Here is a 22233-nt window from a genome sequence, read left to right on the forward strand (position 1 = left end):
TATTTGTGACCCCGGTTTTTCCAACCCGGGGTCACAGTTGGATACGCGAGTACTATTCGGCTGGCATCGTTGATGTTTCTGGATCAATCGTTGATGCGATGCCGGCAGCTTCGCGGCGCCCGTCGTTCCAGATCGCTTTGATCAACGCAATGCACATCAGCGCCATGACGATGGAGAAAGGTAATGCACCGATTACCATAGCTGTCTGGATTGCTCCCGTTCCACCAGAGATTAGCAAACCGCCAACGACCAATGCCAGCGCCGCACCCCAGAACATGATGTGCGGACGGGCCTTGGGCCCTTCGTCACCGGCAGCGTTGATTGTGTTCACGATCAGCACTGCCGAGTCAGCGGAAGTTACTAGAAACGTCATCAAGAGGATCACGATTACCACTGCCATTGCCCAGGCAAGGAACTCCGCTATTGGTGCGAGCATGTACGTCGTCATGGCAAAGATCTTGTCACCATTGGCTGCGTCCAGAATCACGCCATTCGCACCGCCATTCAGTTCCAGGTCGATGGCCGTACCACCGGCCCACGCAAACCAGACAAAGCACATAAGCGAGGGCACGATCATTGCGCCCAGCACAAATTCACGGATGGACCGACCGCGCGAGATGCGCGCCAAGAACAACCCGACGAAGGGTGCGAACGCGATCCACCAAGCCCAGTAGAACACCGGCCACCAGCCTTGCCACTGTGCTAATAGGAAAGCCTCGGAGCCCTCAACGCCATCTGATGCGTAAACATTGAAGCTGAGCCAAGGCAAAGCGATCAAGTAATCCCAGATACCGACAAAGAAGGCCTTGGCGCCAAAGAATGTCGCTCCGAACAGGATGAAGAATCCCAGAAGGAAGATCGACAAAGCCATGTTGATGTTTGACAGCCACTTAATACCTTTACCCACACCGGACAGAGCCGACAGCGTTGAGGCACCCATAATGACCAGCAAGGCGACGATGATACCCAGTGTTGTGGCTGAACCGTCTGCATTAGCCAATCCACCAATGCCGATACGGGTCAGACCTGCCACGAATTGCTCGACACCAAATCCCAAGGTTTGTGCCACGCCGAGGATTGTCGCAACAACGGCAACGATATCAATCAGGTGTCCAAGGTTGCCCGACAGTGCTTTGCCAAAAAGCGGTGTCAAGGATGAGCGGATCGTCAGCGGAAGCCCGCGGCGATAACTGAAGAATGCCAGTGCCAGACCAGCAATCGCATAGCACGCCCAGGCGCCTAGTCCCCAATGTAGGTAGGACCACACGTAGGCGGTGCGCACATTGTCTGCATCTAGAGCTGTAGTGACACCCTGAATAACCGAAGGGTTGTTCTTGAAGTGAGCTACGGGTTCTGCAACCGCCCAGGTTAACATCCCGACCCCGATCCCTGCGCCGAACATCATCGAAAACCAGGAGAAATTCGAGAACTCCGGCTTTTCACCTTCGACACCAAGGTTCAAACGTCCCGCAGCTGGCCAGATGGCCAAACCAATACAGACGATAACAAATCCGGTTACGACCCAGATGTACCAAGCCGCAAACTGCGCCAGAATAGCCGCGTTCCAATCGCCTAGTATTCTGCCAGCCTGGGTTGGCCAAACGATACACCAGACGACCAACAAACTGATGATGATCTTACTGATAACCGTGACGTTTACACTGAACCCCCGATAAAACCCGTTATCAGCGGTCTTAATCGGAAGCTCTGAAAGAGGTGGCTTTATCGCCATAGTCAACTTCTCCCTGTTTTGGTTGTTGTAGTGGGGCTGTCTGCTAGACTTGGTCCGACAGCCAAATTGCCTAGAAACCAGTGAACCCAACGATGCACAAGAACGCGTCGTCAACCTCAACGGGTCTGAAGAGTTGCAACGTTCTAAAATTATTAGATTCTTTGAGCCTGCGTACGCATGTAAGCTTCGTTAGTCGGCTGGCTGTCCGAGCCTATGGCCGTGGCTTTGTTTTGTTATCGTTGGCTCCCGTGTTGCTTTCACAGGGCTGCACTCGCGCCCATTGGCATAGTTTTTGGTATAATTCTTCTTTCTTTTGCAGTAGCTGAGTAGTTATGGATGACATTAATCGAGTTAATACCAATCTAAGCCGGAACCTCGTGGCGCTCTATGCGTTCGAAATGGTCGCAAAGCATGGAAACTTTACGAGTGCGGGAGACGCTCTCGGGTTGACCCAGTCCTCTATCTCACAACGGATAAAGGGTTTGGAGGTGGATCTGGGTGTCGTCCTCTTCAAGAGGGAGCACCGGGGCGTCTCACTGACATACGAGGGTTTGAGGCTTTTGAATGTGGTCAGACCAGCAATGACTCAGATGAACTATGCGGTAAACTCTTTGCTGGAACGCAAAACTAAACCCAGTGTTCGAATCTCAGCCGATTTTGCTTTCTCAACATTCTGGTTGCTGCCTCGTCTTGGTTATCTCCGGGAGGAAATCGGGGACGAAATTGAGTTTCAGATTCTGGCTTCGAATGTGCCGCCCAGTTTGGATGATACTGATTGCGACATTCGTATTCATGTTGCGCCCAAAGACCAGATCAAACCTGATGAAATAATGGTCTTGGAAGAGGTTGTAGCTGCTGTTTGCACTCCTCAGCTGTTAGAGAAGATCGGGCCAATCCAAAATCCTTCAGACTTGCTCAATGTTCAACTCTTGAGTCTGTCAAAACCCGCAACCGCGGCGTGGCAAACCTGGCAAGGATGGTTTGATAGCTTAGGCGTAACGGGCGAAAGAAAGAAAAACTACATTAGCTTCAACAACTACGACATGGTCACCCAGGCCGCTTTGTCAGGTGAAGGCGTTGCATTGGGCTGGATTGGATTGATTGATGATCTGCTCAACAAGGGTTCTCTTGTGACTGTTACGGACGATCTCGTTTTCAGCGATGCCGGTTATGTGATGTCACGGAGCCATACCAACTCGGGCCGAGGACCCAGGCTTGTGTTCGACTGGATCGCGGACCAAGTTCTCGCAACATCTTCGAAATAGGATGTCTTTGAGTTGTTCAGCCAGCCTTGCCACAAAGTCAGATCATTTCGAAGACTACGGCAATACAATAACAACTTGTGGGGGTATTGAAAGCTTACTTTCTTCACGCTTTGCGGTATTGCAAGGTCTGGTCGCCAATGTCGGTTACGGGCTGCGAGCAGGCGTAGGCCGCCGATGGGCTAAAGTCAGGTTTGTCCCGCGAAGCAACGTTTAACCTAAATCCGTCCAATGGCCGCTCCGAGCCCATACCGGAAGTGCTCTGTTGCTAAAGTTCGCAATTGCAAAATGAAAAGGGCCGAAGCCCTAAGCCGCTCTGCAGCAAGAAAAGCAGACGTTCGTTACCAGCGCAGCGATTTTTTTGGGCACCGATGTCCGAGTCTCGGACGAAGCAATCTTTGCCCGCAACTCGGTCGTAGCCTGGTTTATCTCTATTGTTAGCTGTTGGTAGGAAGCTGTCGTTGGGGCTGGGGCCTATTTACAGGTCCCAACCCAAGTAATGATTAGATAAAATCTATGGTTTCGGGTATCGACGGGGTCTCCAGATCAAAGATGTTTGTCGCAATCTCAGCGGCCCCGTCGACGATACCGCCGACAATGGGCAGACTCGAACCCGCTTCGGCCAGATTCAGCATCCAATCTTCGAAGGCGTCGGCAAAGGCGACATCAGTGGCGCTTGTGTCGGTTGCACTCCCGAGATACGCATCGAAGTCAACCTGGCCTAAAGTCTGATCGATGGTATTGAACTCGAAGCTGTCGACCGCGTCAATGCCGGTTTGACCAGTACGATCAGCCCAAGTGGCTGTAAAAAGACCATCTTCGAAGGCCTCGCCAAGATCAATCTCTTGTACACCGTCTTCGCCGACGATGCGCAGGGTTTCGATGCGGGTGTCGTCCTCGTGCATGTTCTTAATGCGCACCTCGCCGTTTTCACCTTCAATCACCAGATCCTTGCCGCCTTCAACAAAGAAACGCAGGTCGCTGCCATCAAGCGCGCCGGCATCGCGCAGCTCAAGAACGTCGTTTTCACCGCCTCCGCCTCCGGAGATCGTGTCGAGCTTATCACTGGCAAGTTTCAGGAAATCACCGAGTTCACGGGCCGCATCCAGCCCAGCCTCGTCCACATCCATAGAGCCCGTCGATCCGAATGTGTAAAGGTAAGTGTCATTGCCCTGACCGCCGACTACATCGCCTCCCGCGTCGGAAACGGAGAGGAAGTCGTTGCCAGCACCGCCAAAGAACTGCGTACTATCATAGTCCATCAGAGAGCTGATTGTTGTATGGATGTTGGCGACGGTGTCTTTTGCATCATGGACAAGATCGCCAACTGCATCAGTGAGCTTACTCAGCGGGTTAAGTGCGTCGAGTGTTGCCTTCAGATCATCGACTTTGCCAGTCACGCTGCTCAGCGCGCTACCGAAGACGGTATCAAAGGGGTTATCTACCGGTGTACTCTCACCGTCTTTGTCGGGTTTCAGCATGTTCCAAACGAGATCGGTGAACGTACCGCTGTCCATCATCCAGTCCACTCCGTCCTGGCCGAACGAGAAGTTCGCCTTGTCACCGGTCATGAGCATCAGGTCATCGCCGGTGCCGCCGAAGGAGAAATTGTAGGCACCGCCGCCAAGAAAAATGTCATTGTCCTGGCCGCCCATTTGGAAGCCTAGATCACCGCCAGTCGAAAAGACGTCTTCACCCGCTCCTCCGAACTGAAGGTTGAGCGACGGCGCATTTTCCATGAGCTTTTCCTTCAGAGACTGCTTGTCGGTATCCGTGTCCGGACTAGACATCCCATCCTCTGTTGTGCTGTCGTCGTCCGATGTCGACACTTCAGCATCGTCTTTCTGTGCATTCTCGATTTTTTCCTTGATGTGATCGGCAAGCACGCCGAATGGGTCAGCTTCGCCATCACCGCCGCGGCTAATCATGAAGTCGCTGCCGCTGCCACCCATTTGCAACTGGATACCAGCATCCTTACCGCGTTCCATCGCAAACATTACATCGGTGTCTTCGCCGCCTTCCTGGACGTTGAGCCGCCCGATGCCCACCATCAGGTCAGTACCTTCGCCGCCGAACTGTGCGGTGGCTGTGCCGCCACCGACCATAAGGTCGGCGCCGTCGCCACCGACCTGTAGGTTGCCTTTACCTGCGCCAATTGTGATGTCGGTCTCCGACCCGCCGATCTGGATATTTGCTTCGCCGCCGGCCAGCATGACGTTGAGGCCATCTGTTCCGATTGAGTTGGCGTATTCGGCCAGCTTATCCGCCGCCTTGTCCAGATCGAAAGCGCCTAGGTCCACGTCCTTTGGAATAGTCGACCATATCTCACCACCAAACTGGAGGTTACCTTTTCCAGCACCAACGAGCCAATCAACACCGGTGCCACCGATCTGTATATTGGCTGCGCCACCACCGATCAAAACGTCGTTGTCATTGCCGCCATACTGGATGTTGGATCCACCTGAGCCGACCGCTAGGTCCTTACCGTCGCCGCCGAACTGAACGTTCGTACTGCCGATGGCGAACAGCTTGTCATCACCGATACCCCCGACCTGGATGTTTGTATTGCCCGCCGCCAGAAGCATGTCGTTGCCAGCATCGCCAAATTGCAGGTTGAGGTTTCCAACCCCGACCATAGCGTCGTCGCCATTGCCGCCGGACTGCCAGTTGGCGTTGCTTACTGCAACCATCGTGTCAGCCCCGTCCTGGCCGCTTTGGGTGGTCGCCACGATGGCACTTGCTACCATCTTGTCGTCGCCCGCGCCGCCGAACATGACATTGACCCCGCCTGCGCTGATCATGGTGTCGTTGCCCGCATCGCCAAATACGGTGTTAGCGCCGCCAACGGCCTTCATCGTGTCGTTGCCGTCATCTCCATGTAGCACGTTGACACCGCCAATGCCGGTGATCTCATCATTGCCGGTGCCCCCGCGAACTTTGTTGACAGCACCGATGGCTTCGATCTTGTCATCACCGCTGTCACCATACATCTCGTTATAAGCGCCGATGCCTTTCAGCACGTCATCGCCCGACCCGCCGTTCATCTTGTTCCACAAGCCACGGCCTTCCAAGTGGTCGTTGCCGGATCCTCCGGTCATGTAGTTTTTGGCGCCGTAGCCATAGAGCGCATCATTGTGGGCGCCGCCATCCATCTTGTTGTAACCACCGTAACCCTTGAGCGTGTCGTTGTGGTTGCCGCCATACATGTTGTTGACTGCGCCATAGCCGTAGAGCTTGTCGTAGTGGTCGCCGCCATGCATGTCGTTCTTGGCACCGTAGCCCTTGATCGTATCGTTGCTGGTGCCGCCGCTCATATAATTGTAAGCGCCTTTGCCTTCCAAATAATCATGGCCGGACCCGCCATAGACGTAGTTCTTGATTCCGAGGCCGTAGACTTTGTCATTGCCCGAGCCACCGTCGAGACGATTATAGGCGCCATAGCCGTAGAGCTTGTCATGCCCTGAATCACCATAGAGGTAGTTCTTGGCACCCCAACCTTTGACGATATCGTTGCCCGACCCTCCATAAAGCTTGTTATAGCCGCCATAGCCATAGACCAAGTCATTGCCCGAGCCACCCTTGAGGTAGCTCTTGGCCGCATAACTATACATCTTGTCATTGCCGCTGCCGGCGTCCTTGGATACGCTGATGCCGTACAGCTTGTAAGTCTGATGCGGTGATTTTTTTGAACTACCCATGAGAAAATTCCTTTCATTCAGAGATTAAGAAAAAGATGAAGTTATGCAGCGACTGCCGCGCTGGAGGTCCAATTGCCGTGTGCGTCGTGACCCGGAAATTGAACAATCCTTTTTAGTTGCCCGTCGGCACTGCGACGGGCAGCTCGGAACGCAACACCGGGGAAAACGGTGCGCGTCAAATCGCGTGCCATCTTGAATCCGTTGCCGAACGGCGCGACGAAATCCATGACCACAGGACAGAGCCCAGAATTCCATTCCTCGGGTGTCAGGCATCGCCCTTCGTTCAAAACGGTGGCTTCGGTGCCCGCATCGAGATAGGCCCATGTAGCCAACCCAACAGGAATTTCGCCTGAGCGCCAGATCCGCAGCTGACCCAGTGCCAATGGCGGCATTATCAGTTGGCCGAACTCAGAAAGGTCGCGATCGCAATAGAGTTCGCATTGGCTCATCAATGCCAGCGCTTCGCCAAGTATGGTGAATTCGGGCGCAGAGAATTTCATAAGCAAACCTTTCATCTAACTGCCGGACAAAATTGATTGGAGAAGACACCTCCATAACCTTAGCGTGCATCAGAAGCGGCGATGTGACTGGAGTGGTCTGCTCGTCAGGCGGGGTAATCTGAAATAAAGATTGCCCCGCCACAAACAGGTCAATTGCGGTAAATTCGTCAGAACGACAGATAGGATTTACTTTGGGCCATGGCTGAGAAGCTTTTCCCAACGCTTGCAATATCCAACTCGGCGCCGCTAACCTGCCAACGGACCCAGCGCGCAAGTACACGGTTGAGAATTGTCAGGAGAAACTATTTGTCTGAAGAGGCAAAAAAGACCCAAGAACTGCAATCATCGCAGTTAGTGAATACGCTCCAGATGGTATTGCTGGCAGAGTCGAGATTCCTGTCTTGCTTGCGGGCAAGAACGGCCGAGATGTGTATTGTCAAGGAAGACGTCGAAGTCATTCAACGTGAGATGAACCACGAAAACGTCGTTCACATTGCACGCTTCTTTTTCCTTCTGAAGGCACTGGATTGTTCGAGCCCAGCGGCAATTGAAGCATTGATCGAAGCTCACAATCTGAAGGTCAAACGCTTGCTTGATGCCGAAGACTTCAGCTTCAGAACGCGCAAAGAACTGCAGAAGTCGGTCTTTAAAGATGCACAGCAATATGTCTGCGTGAAAACAGTCAAGGAAAAAGGCAAGGTGGTTCTTGCTAAGACAGAAATAGCGGCATTGCTCTTTGATCACATGAGCCGTGACAGTGCTGTTAAAACACTTGACCTGCTGGTAAGGGCGGGTCTGTTGATTGAGGAAGATTCCGACCCTTTGTCAGGCTCAAACAGAAAACTTATCGAGGCCGATGATGTTCTTGTGGATGCCGTTGGCAGTTACCTTTCCGAAATCAGCCACTCAGCCGTAATTTAGATTGGAGGCAAGCCATGAAATCCCTTTTTCACGCTTTAGTGGCCGTGTTCATTCTCCAGCAACCAGCCCTGGCGCAAGAGGCCGGTATTTTTGGGCTGGGCAGCAGTATGGAGGCGTGTCTCCTGATCGAAGAAGCGGAGAATATCGCGAACGTCGCGGAAAATCAGCGCTACTCAAATGTTTGCGGCACTAGAAGTGTCAGGGCATTGGATGAAATGCAGTTGCTTCGGGATGCTTATAGGGCAGACCCTGAAGCAACACTGGAATTAATTGAACGGATTTTGAAAGCCGGGAAGACCAACTAGCTGCTTCGACATACATTCGGAAGTATAGCGCAGCTGTCGAATACTCCTATTTTTCCAGATACTCACTGGCCTCACTCCCGTGATCTATCTAATAGGTCGCGTCAATGGTCTTGTCAGAAGAACATTGCTTGAGCGGGGCAGGGCGGTTGCGTAGCTTTTGCCCATGACCAGACCTGCCTCTTTTAAGTACTTTAAAACCAGCCCCGAGATAATCCGCCTTGCGGTGATGCTGTACATCCGTTTCGCGCTCTCGCTTCGGAATGTCGAAGATCTGTTGCACGAGCGAGGCATCGACGTGAGCCACGAAACAGTCCGATATTGGTGGAACAGGTTTGGTCCAATGTTTGCAGCTGAGATCCGACGAAAGCGTTGTCAGCAACTGCGTGCGTTCTCCAGATGGAAGTGGCACGTGGACGAGGTTTTCGTAAAGGTGAATGGCAAGCGACATTATCTGTGGCGGGCTGTTGATCACGAAGGTGAAGTGCTGGAAGCAGTTGTCACCAAGCGCCGAAACAAGGCTGCAGCACTGAAATTTCTCAAGAAATTGATGAAGCGGCACGGTAAAGCGGAAAACTTCGTGACGGATCGCTTCGCCTCCTACATAGCCGCGCTCAGAGAGCTCGGCGCTACCGAAAAACAGCAGACGGGCAGGTGGCTCAATAACCGGGTTGAGAACTCGCACCTGCCGTTTCGACGACGCGAACGCGCCATGCAACGTTTCAGGCGCATGCGAAGTTTGCAGAAGTTTGCCGCCGTCCACTCTCCCGTTTACAACCACTTCAACCAGGAACGATCGCTAGCCAGCCGAGACATCTTCAAGCTGACCCGCGCCGCCGCTCTCGCCGAGTGGCGTCAACTTTGTTCAGGATAGGTTCGCGGTTTCTGCAGCAAACTGAGACTGGTTCGAATTAGTCTGACAGCACCTAACGGATCGCTTCGCGTCGTGTCGGGCTGCTCTCAGAGAACTAGGCGCTACCGAAAAACAGCAGACGGGCAGGTGGTTCAACAACCGCGTCGAGAACTCGCACCTTCTTTTCCGACGACGCGGACGCGCGATGCAGCGTTTCAGACGCATGCGAGTCTACAGAAATTCGCCTCCGTCCATTCCTCTGTCTACAACCACTTCAACCAGGAAAGATCGCTAGCCAGTCGAGACACCTTCAAGCTAACCCGCGCCGCCGCTCTTAGCAAGTGGCGTCAACTTTGTTCCGGATAGGTTCGCGGTTTCCGCGGCAAACTGAGACTAGTTCGAATTCGTCTGACAGAACCCCGAAATACATCCGTTTTTCAAACACAAATATTTTTGACCAAAATAGGTTTGCAGCTATTCAATCAGATTTGGCGAGCGTCAGCTAAGAGCCCAAAGCCAACGTTGCTTTCTCGAAGATGTCAGGATCACCCTTTACAGTCGCAAGTAGTGCAGCGCCTTCCAGCGTCGCGAGCACCGCTAGTGCGTCAGAAAGCGGATTGTCGCTGTTCGGAAATGAGCTCACAAGTCGATCGACCAATGCTGCAAAGAACATTTTTGCCGCCTCCGCGACCGGTTCAGGCAGACCTCCGCTTTCAGCTGCGAGAAGTCCACAAAGGCACATCTTTCCGTCCTGGCGCAAGCTTTCCACGAAAAGCTCGCGTAGGCGTTCGACACGCGCGTCAGACGGGCAATCATCCAATGCGGCTAAGAAACGGGACGTGTAATTTCTGGCCAGTCGAGCGACCAAATCAGACTTGGTCGGGAAGTAATGATGTACGCCTGCGCTGGTCAGCCCTGCGTCGCGCGCAATGTCTCGGAACGAAAAGCCGTTGTAGCCGCCAGTGCGGACCCGCGCCTCAGCGGCGGCAAGGATTTTCTCTTCTGATGTCATACCATCACCCGCGACAATTCCTTCCGCGCAGCATCCATGGCTTCAAGAGCGCCTTCGAGGAAACCACCATGCGACAGTGCGGTTTCAGTTCCTGCAAAGATCACCCTCGGAGTAGGAGTTAGTGTACTATATATAGGATGTGATTTAAGCGGCTCGAGGTCGGCAGACGTGGCGGTTGCCATGTCGGCACTCCAATCCTTTACGATTACACCGCGCGGCTCGGCTGCTTTGGGACCAAACAGGCGGACCAGTTGCGCCACAGCGAGAGCTTCGAACCCGGACTGCTGGGCCGTGCCGGGTATGGCAAAGCCGAACAGAGCACCCTCGGTGCCGTCCATGGGTGACGCGTCATGGATTTCAGCCAGCGGACCTTGATGAGAGATTGCGTCGCCATTCAGGCCCGCGTCGCGCCAGAACGGGGTGTCGTAAAGAGCAACGAGTTTGGCGTGCCCGGCCATCCATGTTGGAACATCCGGAACGACCACACCCATCTGTGCAGCGAGGCGCGGGGGCAACGCCAAAACAACGAAGTCGGCGCGCAATGAAAACCCGTTTCCGCTCAAGGTCACGAATTTGTCTTCTTCGATCACACGCCGAACTTCGTGGCCAAGGCACAGCGTATCAACAACCTTTTGGGCGAGTGCGTCGGTTATCTGAGTGAGTCCGCCTGAAACGCGAAGCGCGTCACCCATGGGGGCGAAATCGAAGTCACGACGCACATTGCCCTGAGCATCCTCGAACGCCAATCGTCCATCGCTGTATTGTGGAAATGTTCGCAGCCCAAGCTTGTCTACGAGGGCCAGCATGCGGTGGTTGTGCGGCCAAATCCAAGCAGGGCCGAGATCATAGCCGCTCTGTGAGAGAATGCGACCGCCTACGCGGTCGCGGGCCTCCAGCAAAAGCACGTAGCGCCCTTCAAGCTTCAGCGCATGCGCCAAAGCGAGGCCGGACAACCCTGCGCCGACGATGACAATCTCTGCGTTTGGCTTCATGTCGCGCTCTCTGCGATGTGACTAAGGTGGCCGGTCTTGATCCAGACTTGCGCCCCGTCAGCGCCAGCGGTCGCCTCGAAACTCGCCCCGACGGGTAGGCGTAGCCAATCCCAGCGGGACAGGGTATCGCCACCTTCGTTCAAGCTCCCATCAATCACAAAGACCTCAAGCCCGCCTGAGGCATCTAGAGAGCGCACTGTACCTGCATCCCAGTGTTCCATCGCTACAGTTTCACGTACATCTGTGTGAAGGGGCAACCTGGAAACACCATCTGCTGCTTCAATCCAGCTTGCCTTGCCGCTGTCGATCTGTACCTGATTGCGGTCGCTAGCATCGAATTGGTGGAGCTTTACTAGAATTGTCGCGCCGTCCTGTGCTGCAGGTGTATGAGACGATGTCGGCGGGTTCCGCACATAGGAACCAGTCGGAAAATCACCGTCCTCGTCCTGAAAAATACCGTCGAGCACAAGGTATTCTTCGCCACCGTCATGCGTGTGAGCAGAGAAGGCGCTGCCAGGCGCAAAACGGACGATGGTGGTGGCGCGAGCTACTTCCTCTCCAATTCGGTCAAGCATCTTGCGCTCAACTCCAGGCATCGGGGATGCAACCCAATCGTTCTCTTCAAAATGTACAAGTGTACGTTCATTGAAGTCGGCATTCACGCGCATGGTTTGGTCTCCTTCCAGTTTCACTGTGTCTGTGCAAAATGATTCAACTTACCTACTGATAGGTAGGTTGTTTCTCGACCTCACTATCGCAACAGTGATCACGCGTTCGTGAAGCATTGTTTGAAACGCCGCGCATGGTGAGTCTGTCCGCAAAGTAGACGTTCAACGGATTTGGGCGAACGACTGTTTCGAGGCGAATGTGCTATCGCATTGCGTCGCCACGAGCTGCCTTTTGCACAAATATCGTCCGCTAGGAAGGAGCGCGCTGGCTAAGAGGGCGGTACTCACAGAATCCTATCGGGTATTCGCACCGATTACGGCTGAAACCTTGGGACTACGCCAGTTCCTGGGGACGTTGGTCCGCACATTTCGCGAAGTTAAGTACTCGCCTCCTCCAAGCGGACCTCTCTAGCCACCATCGGTTGGATGTTGACTTTACCACGTTCAATCATTCCTAGTAGTCATAACACGAGTACCGAAAAACGAAAGTTGTTTGGAATAGATTGCCCGCATGTTCACCTGCATCTGGCCGTCTCTCGACGGCATACCAATTTGCACGTGTCGACCAAGGGTGGCGAGACACTCTAAGGATGCGTTCGTCGTTGTTTCGATGCCCAGTGCTACTACGGAAACCTGTGCTCCTCCATCCGTGATATCTCGGATCGCTGCCGCAGCGTCTTGTTTGCTTGCATTTACTGTAGCGTCCGCGCCGTGAAGCTTTGCATGCTCAAGTTTCTCATCTGCGACCTCCACCACAACAACTTGGCATCCGAGCATTTTTGCCAATAGAAGAACGGACAAACCAATACCTCCTGTTCCATGGACAGCTACCCATTCACCAGCTGCGACATCTGCACGGTCTGTCAAAGCATGCCAAGCAGTGGTTACAAGACACCCGAGCCCTGCCGCCTAGGCAGGGGACAGCGTTTCTGGCAAGTGAACCAAGTTGTGGTCAAAAGGCACTGCAACGTATTCTGCGTAGGCACTGGGCGGCCCAAATCCAGGAACGATTTGGTTAGCACAAGTATTTGATATGCCTGTTTGAAAAGCGTTGCAGCTGCCGCATCCCAAGATGAACGGCGCTATGAGGCGGTCTCCAACACTGTGCTTCGCTTGAGGCCCTGCCTCTACCACAGTTCCACAGTATTCGTGCCCTAAGATAGGGCCATTTTGAACTTTGGGGTGTACACCAGACCATCTATGGTAGTCCGAGCGGCATACGCCACAGGCAGCGACCTCTAGGACCACTCCATTGTCTGGGCAGGTTGGATCCGGGACCGTCTCAATCGAAAGGTCTTCGTAAAACTCTCTTACGACTGCAGCTCGCACTTTGCGTTCCTAAAGATATAGTTTCTTTGATCGAGCAATTCGGTTCGGTCGAGACTAAACAGGTCTATCGCCTTTCACGGTCACACGTCGCCCTTTACGCTCTTCGGGCCAATAGTCCCAGATAGCACGATGCATACAGCACCGGTTGTCCCAAAAGGCCATGTCGTTAATCGACCACCTGAACCGGATTTGATAGTTGATATGTTCCGCATGCTCGAAAAGCATGTTGAGGATCGCATCGCTTTCCTTATCCGACAAGCCCACAATCTTTGTAGTAAATGTTCGGTTCACAAACAGCGATTTCCGGCCCGTTTCCGGATGAGTTCTAACAATCGGATGAACTGCTTCGGGACAATCAATATCGCTGTCTTTTTGGCCCCGGTCGCTATAGCGGCCTTTATAGATATGCTCTGAACTATGAAGTGCAGATAACCCGTTGATCATATCTTTTATCGGTTCAGATAGATCGTCGTAGGCCGCATACATATCACTGAACATAGTGTCCCCGCCACAGGGGGGGGCGATATGGATTTGTAGCATAGTTCCAAGGGGCGGCGTTTCATCGCAAGAGACGTCAGAGTGCCAGAACTCACCGTTGGCTACTTTGGAATTCTTCGTTGCATGTATTTCGAAAATCTCCGGATACCCGTCCATCGTTGGGGCTGCGGGGTGCGCATGAAGCGGTCCAAAGCGTTTACCAAATTCGATGTGCTGCGAAGGCGGTATTTCCTTCTGCTCTTTAAAGAACAGCACCTGGTAGGTGTGAAAGGCGTCGCAGATCTCCGCAAACTGATCGTCAGGTACAGGCTGGCTCAAATCGACTCCGTAGATCTCGACGCCAAGGTTTGGAGCGAAGGGTTTGGCAACGATGGAAGTATAGGCGTTGGATTTGGGAGCAACCATAAGCACCTCTGGGTTTGATTTCTTTGGGCATGCTATGCGCAAGGTACACACCAACAAAAATGAACAAAAACGAAATTTCTTTGACTAATTGGTGAAAAACTTTCACATATCGATCACGGATTAGGCGGTAGAGAGGTTATCGGAATGAGCATTCGGTCACTGCGAACTCTAATAGCAGTTCATCGACATGGTAGCTTCCGTGCCGCGTCAGAGGCTGAGCATCTAACCCCCTCGGCGGTCAGTCACCAGATGCGGAATCTGGAGGTCACGTTGGGGCTAGAATTATTTGACCGATCATCCAAATCGCCCAAACTTACTCATACCGGGCTAACGTTCGTGGGAGAGGCTGTTGCGGTGGTGGCCGCATATGATGGTTTGGCGGAAAGGGTGAAGTCGAACAACGAACTCTTTGGTGAAATAACTTTGGGTGCCGTTCCAACGACCCTGACTGGACTAGTGCCGATTGCGCTAGCGAGACTAAAATCCGTGCATCCGGATATCCATGTACGGATTGTTCCAGGTTTGACTAATCAGCTTTTGCTACAGTTAGACCGCGGGCAGATTCAAGCGGCGATCATTTCCCGACCAGATGTTCTGCCAAACACGTTGGAATTCTCTGAAATTGTATCCGAAAAACTGGTCCTACTTGTCTCGGAAAACACCCCAGATTTACCTCCGAAAGAACTGCTTGGTGCGTCACCGTTTATTCGTTTTACGCGTGATGCGGTTGTAGGAAAGCAAATCGAGACTTGGCTGCAAAGAAAGGGCATTGAAGTCAAAGACGCCATGGAACTAGAGAGCCTTGAAGCAATCTCAAGTATGGTGGCCGCTGAACTTGGCGTTTCAATCATACCAGACAGCCGCTTAGCTGCATATGACCACTTGCGTCTTAAAAGGATCCCCCTTGAACAGAACGGACCTAGGCGCATTGTTGGTTTGGCAAGTATGACCCCATCGCCTCACACTAAAATGGTCGACGCAGTTACGGTGGCGCTATTGGAAGCAGCAGATAGCCAACGGGTTTCTTCGTGAGTTGGCACTCCATTTGGTATCCACAAGATGTTTTCGACTACTTGAACTAAGAAAACTGGAAGTCAAAATTGGGCTTGGGCTAGTCACTAGCATGCAATTTGGAGAAAAACAGCTTCGAGCCTATAGAGAGCACTCATCCTATGTCGTTGTGCTGTTCTGCAAAGTATCTCTGCCATTAGTCAAAGCAAAATTCAGAGATGTAGAGGCAACGTGCGGCCGGAAGAACAGCATTGACGCTCTTAATTTGCAGTCTAGTTCGCTGTTATCCTTGCGAAAAGCAGACTGCCTTTGTGATCTAACATTTTGATTTTCGGTCACTTGCGGTCCAAGAGTAAGGTACCCACGTTGCTGGTTCATCGGTAGTGAGTGACGTTGAGCCAGCCTAGTCTGCACGGCTTTAAACGCTGTCTGAGTGGGGCCTCGCGTGCGCTAGACTATCCACACCTCGGCCTCGCGAGGTTTCAGACGCCGCTTGAGGGGGTTTTGTCAGAGGAACTTTGCTTGAGCGGCGCAGGACGGTTGCGTAGCGTTTAAGGATGACCAAGCCTGCCTCCTTCAAATACTTCAAAACCAGCCCCCAAGTCATCCGCCTGGCGGAGATGCTTTATGTTCGGTTCCCTCTCTCGCTTCGGCATGTTGAAAATCTGCTGCACGAGCGAGGCATCGACATAAGCCGCGAAACTGTCCGCTGTTGGTAGAACAGGTTTGGCCCGAAGTTTGCTGCTGAGTTTAGACGAAAGCGTGTGCAGCAGCTGCGCTCGTCCTCTGAATGGAAGTGGCACCTGGACAATGTTTTCGTGAAGGTGAATGGCAAGCGGCACTATCTTTGTCGGGCTGCGGATCACGAAGGCGAAGTGCTGGAAACTGTTGTCACCAAACGTTGAAATAAGCAGGCTGCATTGAAATTTCTCCAGAAATTGATGAAGCACCATGGCTTTGTAGAAAAGATCGTGATGGATCGATTCGCTTCCCATAAGGCTGCGCTTACTGAAATGGGCGCGCTCGAAAAACAGCAGACAGGAAGGTGGCTCAACTACCGCGTCGAGAACTCGCACCTTCCTTTCCGACGACGCGAACGCGCCATGCAGCGTTTCAGACGCACGCGAAATTTACAGAAATTCGCCTCCGTCCGTTCCTCCGTCTACAACCACTTCAACCAGGCAAGATCGCTAGCCAGCCGAGACTCCTTCAAGCTGACACGCGCTGTTGCTCTTAGCGAGTGGCGTAAGCTTTGTTTAGGATAGGTTCGCGGTTTCCGCAGCACACTGACACTGGTTCGAATTCGTCTGACAGCACCCAAGCGCAGCATCTGTCGAAAAGGACTAGAAACGTTCATTCGCTGCGTCCTGCGCCATGGTTCACAAAGCAAAGTTAAGCCGCCATTGCTTTTTCATTCTGTGTTAGTCCACACTGACTCTCCGTGAATGGTAAAAGGAGACCCCGATGAGCAAAGAAACGATCGGATTTGTAGGTGTTGGCTTGATGGGTCAAGGTATGGCCTCAAATCTGCTAAAAGCCGGCTTCACAGTTAATGTGATTGCTCATCGAAACCGTGGACCTGTCGATGAGTTGGTCGCTCAGGGTGCGACGGAGGCGGAAAACCTCGCGGAGCTTGCAGCAGTGTCATCAGTTATCCATATTTGTGCGCCCGGTTCTCCTCAAGTCGAGGCAATCGTGGCAGCCATGACGCCGTCCATGCAGGCCGGTAGCGTTATTGTAGACTGCTCCACGTCAGACCCGAATTCCACCATGGCACTCGCCAACAAGTTGGCGCAGGCCGGGCACCATATGGCGGACGCGCCGTTGGGCGGGACGCCCGTGCAAGCACAGAATGGAGAGCTGGCGACCATGGTCGGCGCGGACCCTGTTGTTTTTGAGCGCTTGGAGCCTGTTATCGCAGCTTGGGCAAAGACCATCGTTCACATTGGTCCATGTGCTGCAGGGCACAAAATGAAGCTACTGAATAACTTCCTTTCACTGGGATATGCGGCGCTCTATTCGGAAGCGTTGGCACTGTCCGAAAAAGTCGGAATTTCCACCAAGGAATTCGACTCGGTCATTCGTGGCAGCAGGATGGATTGCGGGTTTTATCAAACCTTCATGGGGTACGCGGTTGAAGGCAATCGAGAGTCCCACAAATTCACTCTATCCAATGCTCTAAAAGACTTGCGCTACCTCGAATCTATGGCAGATGAAGTGGGACTGTCCAATCCAATCGGAAACGCCGCAAAAAACAGTTTTGCCATGGCGCTTGCCGCTGGAGGTGACGGGCCGAACGACTATGTTCCTCACCTTGTCGATTTCGTGGCTGCGAGAAACGGCGTATCCAAGGCGTAATTTTGGTCGCGTTATGCGCGCAGGTAAGAGCGAAATCTTTAAGATGCAGGAACTTGGATTTCAGGTAGTTCCCGCAATCATGCTGAGGATTAAAACCGAGAAGTTTCTTTGCCTTGGCGTTTTGAATGGAAGGTTTGATCCAGCTTAATTTTCTTATTAAATTCAATTATTTAATAAATCGGCACGACCAACTCTGATGTTGTTAAACTCACAGAGTGGTTGTCGTTTGATACGTTGAAAACCTGATAACCCAACCCATCGACCGTCTGGCAGCTGTCAACCATTTGGCCAAGATAGCGCGCGTCAATACATGCAAAAATAATCCTGCGGCGTAGAGAGGCATCATGTATACAGGCTGGCAAGTTCAGTTAGCGTTCATGCGGCTCAATCTCGTTGTTGATCCGCAAGCCACGGATGTCGAACCCGCTTCTTCGTTGGAAACTTTTTGCAGTAGCCCAATTCTCCACTTGGACACAGAATAGCTGTCCTCAAGCACCGTCGGGTGTTTCTCGACGTTTGGAATAGAGGGCAGCATTGCCAGCCTCGCTAAGACTGGTTCGAATTGATCGACAGCACCTTAACTCAGAAGCTGAAACACAGGAACCTTTCCGGTCAGTCCTTTAAATTCTTGATCCCGTAAAAATCGTGTTTTCTTGGATGTTCCTAACGCTTCGACAACCGACGCATCGACTAGTGTTTCGGCAGCTCGCGCGTGTTCACATAGGCGAGCTGCAAGATTTGGCACTTCTCCAATGGCCGCATAGTCAATCCGGCCTTCAAATCCGATACAGCCAATAGTGGTTTCACCCTTGGCGATACCGATCCCGAGACCCAAGCTCGATCCCTCCTTTTGAAAGGGTCCAAGCGCGTTTGCGACCGCAACATGCAGCTCGCTCGCAAAGGTGACAGCCTGGCCTGTAGGATCGCGTGCCCGCAGCGGTGCATTAAACAGAACAACGATGCCGTCGCCCAAGAAACGTTCAAGTGTGCCCTGGTGTCGTTCAATCAGTGGTCCAGCGCAATTGTGAAATACGTTGAGGGCTTCCAGCACTACTTGAGGATCAGAAGCTTCCGTAAAGGCCGAGAATCCCCTTAGATCCGCAAACAAAACGACGATGTCCGCTCTTCGGTTCTTAAGAATAGCGCTGTCATCACCAACCGAAATAATTTCTTCTGCCACTTGCCTTGGTAGAAAACGGCGCAAACGATTGAACCGCTCAATCTGACCAATCTGTTGATTTACTCGTTTTTCGAGTTCCTTGTTCCAGCTCTGCACTTCGTCATGCAAAGCTTTTGTTCGGAGCATTGAACGTACACGAGCAAGGAGTGCGACTGTGTCAACCGGTTTGGTGAGATAGTCATTTGCACCAGCCTCAAGCCCTTGCACCATATCTTCAGTGTTCGAACGAGCTGTTACCAGAACCACCGGAATAAAGGGGAGTATGGGATCCATTCTCAATCTTCGACAGACTTCGAAACCGTCCAGCTTAGGCATCATTACGTCTAGCAAGATCAAGTCGGGCGACAAATCTGTAGCTTTTTCTATAGCGTCTTGGCCATCCACGGCCTCGGCAGTACTATAACCATGCGCGCTAAGTCGCATTGTCAGCAGGTTGCGATTGTCCTGCTGGTCATCGACAATCAAAATGAGTGGTGGGTCTTTCATATTTTCATTCAGACCTGTCCAACAAACGTGATGACTTTGGCCAACAGAGCACGCGGACTGTATGGCTTGGTAACATAGTCATCACATCCGGCTTCCCGTGCTTTTGTTTCGTCGCCAGACAAAGCAAAGGATGTTACCGCGATGATTGGAAGGTTCGCGCATATTGGATGCTGCTTTATCTGGCGGGTGGCATCGTAACCGTCTAATTCTGGCATCTGGATATCCATCAAGATTAGATCGGGCTTTTCAGCAATCGCTCGGTCTACTCCTTGCGCTCCGTTTTCGGCCTCCAGCACTTCGAAGCCGTGACTGCCTAGAAGGTCTCGGAGTATGCGTCTGTTGTCAGCCTGGTCTTCTATGACAAGTATTCTTTTCGACATGCTCAGCTCCTCGTGGCCTGGACGGGGAGTACAACAGTGAAAGTCGAACCGTTGCCAAGGCTGCTGGCGACTTCAATTCGCCCACCGTGCATTTCTACGATCTTTTGAGAGATAGACAGACCGAGGCCAGTACCCCCGGCGGCACGCGTAGACGAGGCGTCAGCCTGTTTGAATTCCAGGAAAACCTCATCAATTTGCTCTGCGGAGATTCCAACTCCTGTATCAGTTACGGTTACTACAAACCGTTGATCACGACGCGCCAAGTTTATTTCGACGTAGCCCTTGTCGGTGAACTTTACCGCATTTCCGACGATGTTAAGTAAGACCTGTCTAATTCGACCCGCGTCGCCATGCCCAGTGGGGAGTCCGCCTTCTACTTTGGTGCGGATTTCCAGTCCCTTGCTCGCTGCTATAGGCTCAATCGTGGAAACAACGTCTGTGAGGATCTCAGACATCGAATATGTGTCCAGTGCCAGTTCGAGTGCTCCGGCTTCAATCTTTGAAAGATCCAGAACATCATTGATCAATGACAGTAGTATTTTACCATTCACTTGAACCCGATGCAGCGGATCGTCGATTTTTTGGGGCACCGGACCATAAATTCCATCCCGGATCATTTCGGTGTATCCGAGGATCGAATTCATCGGAGTTCGCAATTCATGGCTCATATTGGCGAGAAATTGCGACTTGTGCAGGTTTGCAGTCTCAAGCTCATCGTACAACGTGCCCAAACGCTCTGTCATACGATTGGCGCTGCGGGCGAGATCTCCGAGCTCGTCGGTGCTCTTGATATTGGCTCGAGCTGTAAAGTCGCCTTGAGCAACTTTTCTTAGTGTTACCCGGATTTGCTCAATCGTACGGATCAAAGATTTGCTGAGCAGGAAGCCAAGCAAAATCGCAATAACGACTGCAATCCCAGCTGAAGCAAGCACCATTCGCAACGATTGATCAAACGCGTTTTGGTTAATCAAAGCTTTCGAACGCATACCATCGCGCAAAAGCAGGTATCGTTTCTCAATCAGATTATCCAAAGACTTAATTATTGGGACCAGCTGTAACTCAAACATTGATTTGGCAGCTACAATCTGCCCAGCTTCATATCGCTCAACGATATCAAGTCCTATTCGTTTTATTTCTTGAGTCTTTCGCGACACATCCGCGATTTCATCGTTGGAAAAAAGGCTGAGATCCGGTTGATCTCTTGTCTCAATGAGATGACCAAGCGACTGAATAACATGCAGCTTAGCTTCAAAGAACCCTGCACTGTCGCCAAGCATGGTGTTACCTCCAGTCTCGGCAAAAATTGCTGTTCCATTCAACCAGATTTCTTGCAGACTGCTTTCAAACACCTTTAGATTTGATAGCCGTACCTGATCTTGAAGCAACTCAGCAGTTCGGAGGTTCGCTTTGCGCAACTCAGAAAGCCCGGTGAACGCTAGTATTAGCATTAACCCAACAATACCAAGTAGCGCGACCAGCAACTTGGTTCTTATCTTGATGTGAAACCCGCTGTGCGAATTGGTAGAGGTTATTTTTGGGCTATCTTCGGCTTTCACGAAATCAGAAGCTTCGGCAGTCATGCAATCGCTCCCGACAGTATTGATCGGATATGCACTTGACTAATTATGCATCAGAAATGCCAGATCACAAAATCATTGAAGAAACTCAGGGAATTTGAATAGTTATGCTTTTGGGGAATTGCGTCTTTTGAATGGACCTTCCGGCTCGTTGCCGGCACTTGCTTCTACCATTTTGAAATCCCGCTGTTGGCAGATACGGTCTTGTCAGAAGAACTTGTCATTAGGCGGGTAGGGCGGTTGCGTGGCGTTTAAGGTTGATCAAACCTGCCTCTTTCAAGTACTTCAAAACCAGTCCCAAGATCATCCACCTTGCAGTGATGTAGTAAATCCGTTTCCCGCCTTCGCTTCGGAATGTCGAAGATCTGATTCACGAGCGAGGCATCGATGTGAGCCACGAAACTGTCCGATATTGGTGGAACAGGTTTGGCCCTATGTTTGCTGCTGAGATCCGAAGAAAGCGTGTCCAGCACCTGCGCGCGTTCTCCAAATGGAAGTGGCACGTGGATGAGGTTTTCGTGAAGGTGAATGGCAAGCGGCATTATCTTTGGCGGGCTGTTGATCACGAAGGTGAGGTGCTGGAAGCCGTTGTCACCAAACGCCGAAACAAAGCTGCAGCACTGAAATTCCTTAAGAAATTGATGAAGCGACACGGTTGCGCCGAAGAGATCGTCACAGATCGCTTCGCTTCCTACAAGGCTGCGCTCAGAGAAATGGGCGCGCTTGAAAAACAAAGGACGGGCAGGTGGCTCAACAACCGCGTCGAGAATTCGCACCTGCCGTTTCGACGACGCGAACGCGCGATGCAACGATTCAGGCGCATGCGAAGTTTGCAGAAATTCGCCTCCGTCCATTCCTCGGTCCACAACCACTTCAACCAGGAAAGATCGCTCACCAGCCGGGACACCTTCAAGCTGACACGCGCCGCCGCTCTCGCCGAGTGGCGTCAACTTTGTTCCGGATAGGTTCGTGGTTTCCGCAGCAAACTGAGACTGGTTCGAATTCGTCTGACAGCACCCGCTGTGGTGCAACTTGACTACCCTCGTAGCTACGTGCGACTAGCTTCACG

At 52.3% G+C, this 22233-nt stretch carries 18 protein-coding genes and 3 pseudogenes; 9 read left to right on the plus strand and 12 right to left on the minus strand.

Annotated elements, in window-relative coordinates; all coding sequences use genetic code 11:
- Nucleotides 1–52 precede the first annotated feature (52 nt).
- Complete coding sequence (locus ACR3FB_RS05565) at nt 53–1732, minus strand: BCCT family transporter (RefSeq protein ID WP_170666318.1); 1680 nt, start codon at nt 1730–1732, stop codon at nt 53–55.
- Nucleotides 1733–2064: 332 nt separating this feature from the next.
- On the opposite strand from ACR3FB_RS05565, the gene ACR3FB_RS05570 reads away from it, so the two are divergent.
- A complete protein-coding gene (locus ACR3FB_RS05570; protein ID WP_480564865.1) occupies nt 2065–2997 on the plus strand; it encodes a LysR family transcriptional regulator in 933 nt (310 codons plus the stop codon).
- Nucleotides 2998–3497: 500 nt separating this feature from the next.
- Here the strand turns inward: ACR3FB_RS05570 and ACR3FB_RS05575 are convergent, their stop codons facing one another.
- Together ACR3FB_RS05575 and ACR3FB_RS05580 are read right to left on the minus strand one after the other, a co-directional pair.
- Nucleotides 3498–6692: a calcium-binding protein gene (locus ACR3FB_RS05575; RefSeq protein ID WP_480564868.1), complete on the minus strand. Its 3195-nt coding sequence runs from the start codon at nt 6690–6692 to the stop codon at nt 3498–3500.
- A gap of 41 nt (nt 6693–6733) precedes the next feature.
- Nucleotides 6734–7192: a toxin-activating lysine-acyltransferase gene (locus tag ACR3FB_RS05580; RefSeq protein WP_480564871.1), complete on the minus strand. Its 459-nt coding sequence runs from the start codon at nt 7190–7192 to the stop codon at nt 6734–6736.
- A gap of 198 nt (nt 7193–7390) precedes the next feature.
- Between ACR3FB_RS05580 and ACR3FB_RS05585 the strand changes: the two genes are divergently transcribed.
- From ACR3FB_RS05585 to ACR3FB_RS05600, 4 genes and pseudogenes are all read left to right on the plus strand, one after another.
- Nucleotides 7391–8113, plus strand: coding sequence for a hypothetical protein (locus ACR3FB_RS05585; protein WP_480564874.1), 723 nt, complete (start codon nt 7391–7393; stop codon nt 8111–8113).
- A gap of 14 nt (nt 8114–8127) precedes the next feature.
- Nucleotides 8128–8418 carry a hypothetical protein gene (locus ACR3FB_RS05590; protein WP_480564877.1) on the plus strand — a complete coding sequence of 97 codons (291 nt, stop codon included), beginning with the start codon at nt 8128–8130 and terminating at the stop codon, nt 8416–8418.
- Nucleotides 8419–8581: 163 nt separating this feature from the next.
- The gene (locus ACR3FB_RS05595; protein WP_480564880.1) at nt 8582–9289 is read left to right on the plus strand and encodes an IS6 family transposase; all 708 of its coding nucleotides are present in this window, start codon (nt 8582–8584) and stop codon (nt 9287–9289) included.
- Between the two features lie 52 nt (nt 9290–9341).
- A pseudogene (locus ACR3FB_RS05600) lies at nt 9342–9634 on the plus strand (DDE-type integrase/transposase/recombinase); the annotation flags it as partial.
- A 136-nt stretch (nt 9635–9770) separates the two neighbouring features.
- On the opposite strand, the gene ACR3FB_RS05605 reads toward ACR3FB_RS05600, so the two are convergent.
- The 6 genes from ACR3FB_RS05605 to ACR3FB_RS05630 all read right to left on the minus strand — a co-directional run bounded on the left by ACR3FB_RS05605 (nt 9771) and on the right by ACR3FB_RS05630 (nt 14172).
- Nucleotides 9771–10280, minus strand: coding sequence for a TetR/AcrR family transcriptional regulator (locus ACR3FB_RS05605; protein ID WP_425083488.1), 510 nt, complete (start codon nt 10278–10280; stop codon nt 9771–9773).
- Entirely contained in the window at nt 10277–11272 is a 996-nt protein-coding gene (locus ACR3FB_RS05610) for a flavin monoamine oxidase family protein (protein ID WP_480564883.1), read from the minus strand. Before ACR3FB_RS05610 ends, ACR3FB_RS05605 begins: the two co-directional genes overlap by 4 nt.
- Nucleotides 11269–11940, minus strand: a complete 672-nt coding sequence (locus ACR3FB_RS05615; RefSeq protein ID WP_480564887.1) for a cupin domain-containing protein — start codon at nt 11938–11940, stop codon at nt 11269–11271. Before ACR3FB_RS05615 ends, ACR3FB_RS05610 begins: the two co-directional genes overlap by 4 nt.
- Before the next feature lie 444 nt (nt 11941–12384).
- Nucleotides 12385–12741 (minus strand): zinc-binding dehydrogenase, encoded by a 357-nt coding sequence (locus ACR3FB_RS05620; RefSeq protein ID WP_425083485.1) that lies wholly within the window; start codon nt 12739–12741, stop codon nt 12385–12387.
- 108 nt (nt 12742–12849) lie between these two features.
- Nucleotides 12850–13269 carry an alcohol dehydrogenase catalytic domain-containing protein gene (locus ACR3FB_RS05625; RefSeq protein WP_480564890.1) on the minus strand — a complete coding sequence of 140 codons (420 nt, stop codon included), beginning with the start codon at nt 13267–13269 and terminating at the stop codon, nt 12850–12852.
- 54 nt (nt 13270–13323) lie between these two features.
- Nucleotides 13324–14172: a TauD/TfdA dioxygenase family protein gene (locus tag ACR3FB_RS05630; RefSeq protein WP_480564893.1), complete on the minus strand. Its 849-nt coding sequence runs from the start codon at nt 14170–14172 to the stop codon at nt 13324–13326.
- Between the two features lie 144 nt (nt 14173–14316).
- Between ACR3FB_RS05630 and ACR3FB_RS05635 the strand changes: the two genes are divergently transcribed.
- The 3 genes and pseudogenes from ACR3FB_RS05635 (at nt 14317) to ACR3FB_RS05645 (ending at nt 17541) form a co-directional block, all read left to right on the plus strand.
- Nucleotides 14317–15204, plus strand: coding sequence for a LysR family transcriptional regulator (locus tag ACR3FB_RS05635; protein WP_480564896.1), 888 nt, complete (start codon nt 14317–14319; stop codon nt 15202–15204).
- 536 nt (nt 15205–15740) lie between these two features.
- Nucleotides 15741–16448: pseudogene (locus ACR3FB_RS05640) on the plus strand (IS6 family transposase).
- Between the two features lie 199 nt (nt 16449–16647).
- Nucleotides 16648–17541, plus strand: a complete 894-nt coding sequence (locus ACR3FB_RS05645) for an NAD(P)-dependent oxidoreductase (RefSeq protein ID WP_480564899.1) — start codon at nt 16648–16650, stop codon at nt 17539–17541.
- A gap of 577 nt (nt 17542–18118) precedes the next feature.
- On the opposite strand, the gene ACR3FB_RS05650 is transcribed toward ACR3FB_RS05645, so the two are convergent.
- The 3 genes from ACR3FB_RS05650 to ACR3FB_RS05660 are packed head-to-tail and all read right to left on the minus strand — an operon-like array spanning nt 18119 to nt 21167.
- Nucleotides 18119–19207 carry an adenylate/guanylate cyclase domain-containing protein gene (locus tag ACR3FB_RS05650; protein ID WP_480564902.1) on the minus strand — a complete coding sequence of 363 codons (1089 nt, stop codon included), beginning with the start codon at nt 19205–19207 and terminating at the stop codon, nt 18119–18121.
- Between the two features lie 8 nt (nt 19208–19215).
- Nucleotides 19216–19587, minus strand: a complete 372-nt coding sequence (locus ACR3FB_RS05655; RefSeq protein WP_480564905.1) for a response regulator — start codon at nt 19585–19587, stop codon at nt 19216–19218.
- Between the two features lie 2 nt (nt 19588–19589).
- Nucleotides 19590–21167 carry a sensor histidine kinase gene (locus ACR3FB_RS05660; RefSeq protein WP_480564908.1) on the minus strand — a complete coding sequence of 526 codons (1578 nt, stop codon included), beginning with the start codon at nt 21165–21167 and terminating at the stop codon, nt 19590–19592.
- A gap of 254 nt (nt 21168–21421) precedes the next feature.
- On the opposite strand from ACR3FB_RS05660, the pseudogene ACR3FB_RS05665 reads away from it, so the two are divergent.
- A pseudogene (locus tag ACR3FB_RS05665) lies at nt 21422–22129 on the plus strand (IS6 family transposase).
- Nucleotides 22130–22233 lie beyond the last annotated feature (104 nt).

The sequence above is a fragment of the Ruegeria sp. AO1 genome (genome assembly GCF_056535985.1).

What these genes read in the sequence shown, in the direction of transcription:
- ACR3FB_RS05565 (WP_170666318.1), bottom strand. Translation starts at nt 1,732, where the DNA reads ATGGCGATAAAGCCACCTCTTTCAGAGCTTCCGATTAAGACCGCTGAT.
- ACR3FB_RS05570 (WP_480564865.1), top strand. Translation starts at nt 2,065, where the DNA reads ATGGATGACATTAATCGAGTTAATACCAATCTAAGCCGGAACCTCGTG.
- ACR3FB_RS05575 (WP_480564868.1), bottom strand. Translation starts at nt 6,692, where the DNA reads ATGGGTAGTTCAAAAAAATCACCGCATCAGACTTACAAGCTGTACGGC.
- ACR3FB_RS05580 (WP_480564871.1), bottom strand. Translation starts at nt 7,192, where the DNA reads ATGAAATTCTCTGCGCCCGAATTCACCATACTTGGCGAAGCGCTGGCA.
- ACR3FB_RS05585 (WP_480564874.1), top strand. Translation starts at nt 7,391, where the DNA reads ATGGCTGAGAAGCTTTTCCCAACGCTTGCAATATCCAACTCGGCGCCG.
- ACR3FB_RS05590 (WP_480564877.1), top strand. Translation starts at nt 8,128, where the DNA reads ATGAAATCCCTTTTTCACGCTTTAGTGGCCGTGTTCATTCTCCAGCAA.
- ACR3FB_RS05595 (WP_480564880.1), top strand. Translation starts at nt 8,582, where the DNA reads ATGACCAGACCTGCCTCTTTTAAGTACTTTAAAACCAGCCCCGAGATA.
- ACR3FB_RS05605 (WP_425083488.1), bottom strand. Translation starts at nt 10,280, where the DNA reads ATGACATCAGAAGAGAAAATCCTTGCCGCCGCTGAGGCGCGGGTCCGC.
- ACR3FB_RS05610 (WP_480564883.1), bottom strand. Translation starts at nt 11,272, where the DNA reads ATGAAGCCAAACGCAGAGATTGTCATCGTCGGCGCAGGGTTGTCCGGC.
- ACR3FB_RS05615 (WP_480564887.1), bottom strand. Translation starts at nt 11,940, where the DNA reads ATGCGCGTGAATGCCGACTTCAATGAACGTACACTTGTACATTTTGAA.
- ACR3FB_RS05630 (WP_480564893.1), bottom strand. Translation starts at nt 14,172, where the DNA reads ATGGTTGCTCCCAAATCCAACGCCTATACTTCCATCGTTGCCAAACCC.
- ACR3FB_RS05635 (WP_480564896.1), top strand. Translation starts at nt 14,317, where the DNA reads ATGAGCATTCGGTCACTGCGAACTCTAATAGCAGTTCATCGACATGGT.
- ACR3FB_RS05645 (WP_480564899.1), top strand. Translation starts at nt 16,648, where the DNA reads ATGAGCAAAGAAACGATCGGATTTGTAGGTGTTGGCTTGATGGGTCAA.
- ACR3FB_RS05650 (WP_480564902.1), bottom strand. Translation starts at nt 19,207, where the DNA reads ATGAAAGACCCACCACTCATTTTGATTGTCGATGACCAGCAGGACAAT.
- ACR3FB_RS05655 (WP_480564905.1), bottom strand. Translation starts at nt 19,587, where the DNA reads ATGTCGAAAAGAATACTTGTCATAGAAGACCAGGCTGACAACAGACGC.
- ACR3FB_RS05660 (WP_480564908.1), bottom strand. Translation starts at nt 21,167, where the DNA reads ATGACTGCCGAAGCTTCTGATTTCGTGAAAGCCGAAGATAGCCCAAAA.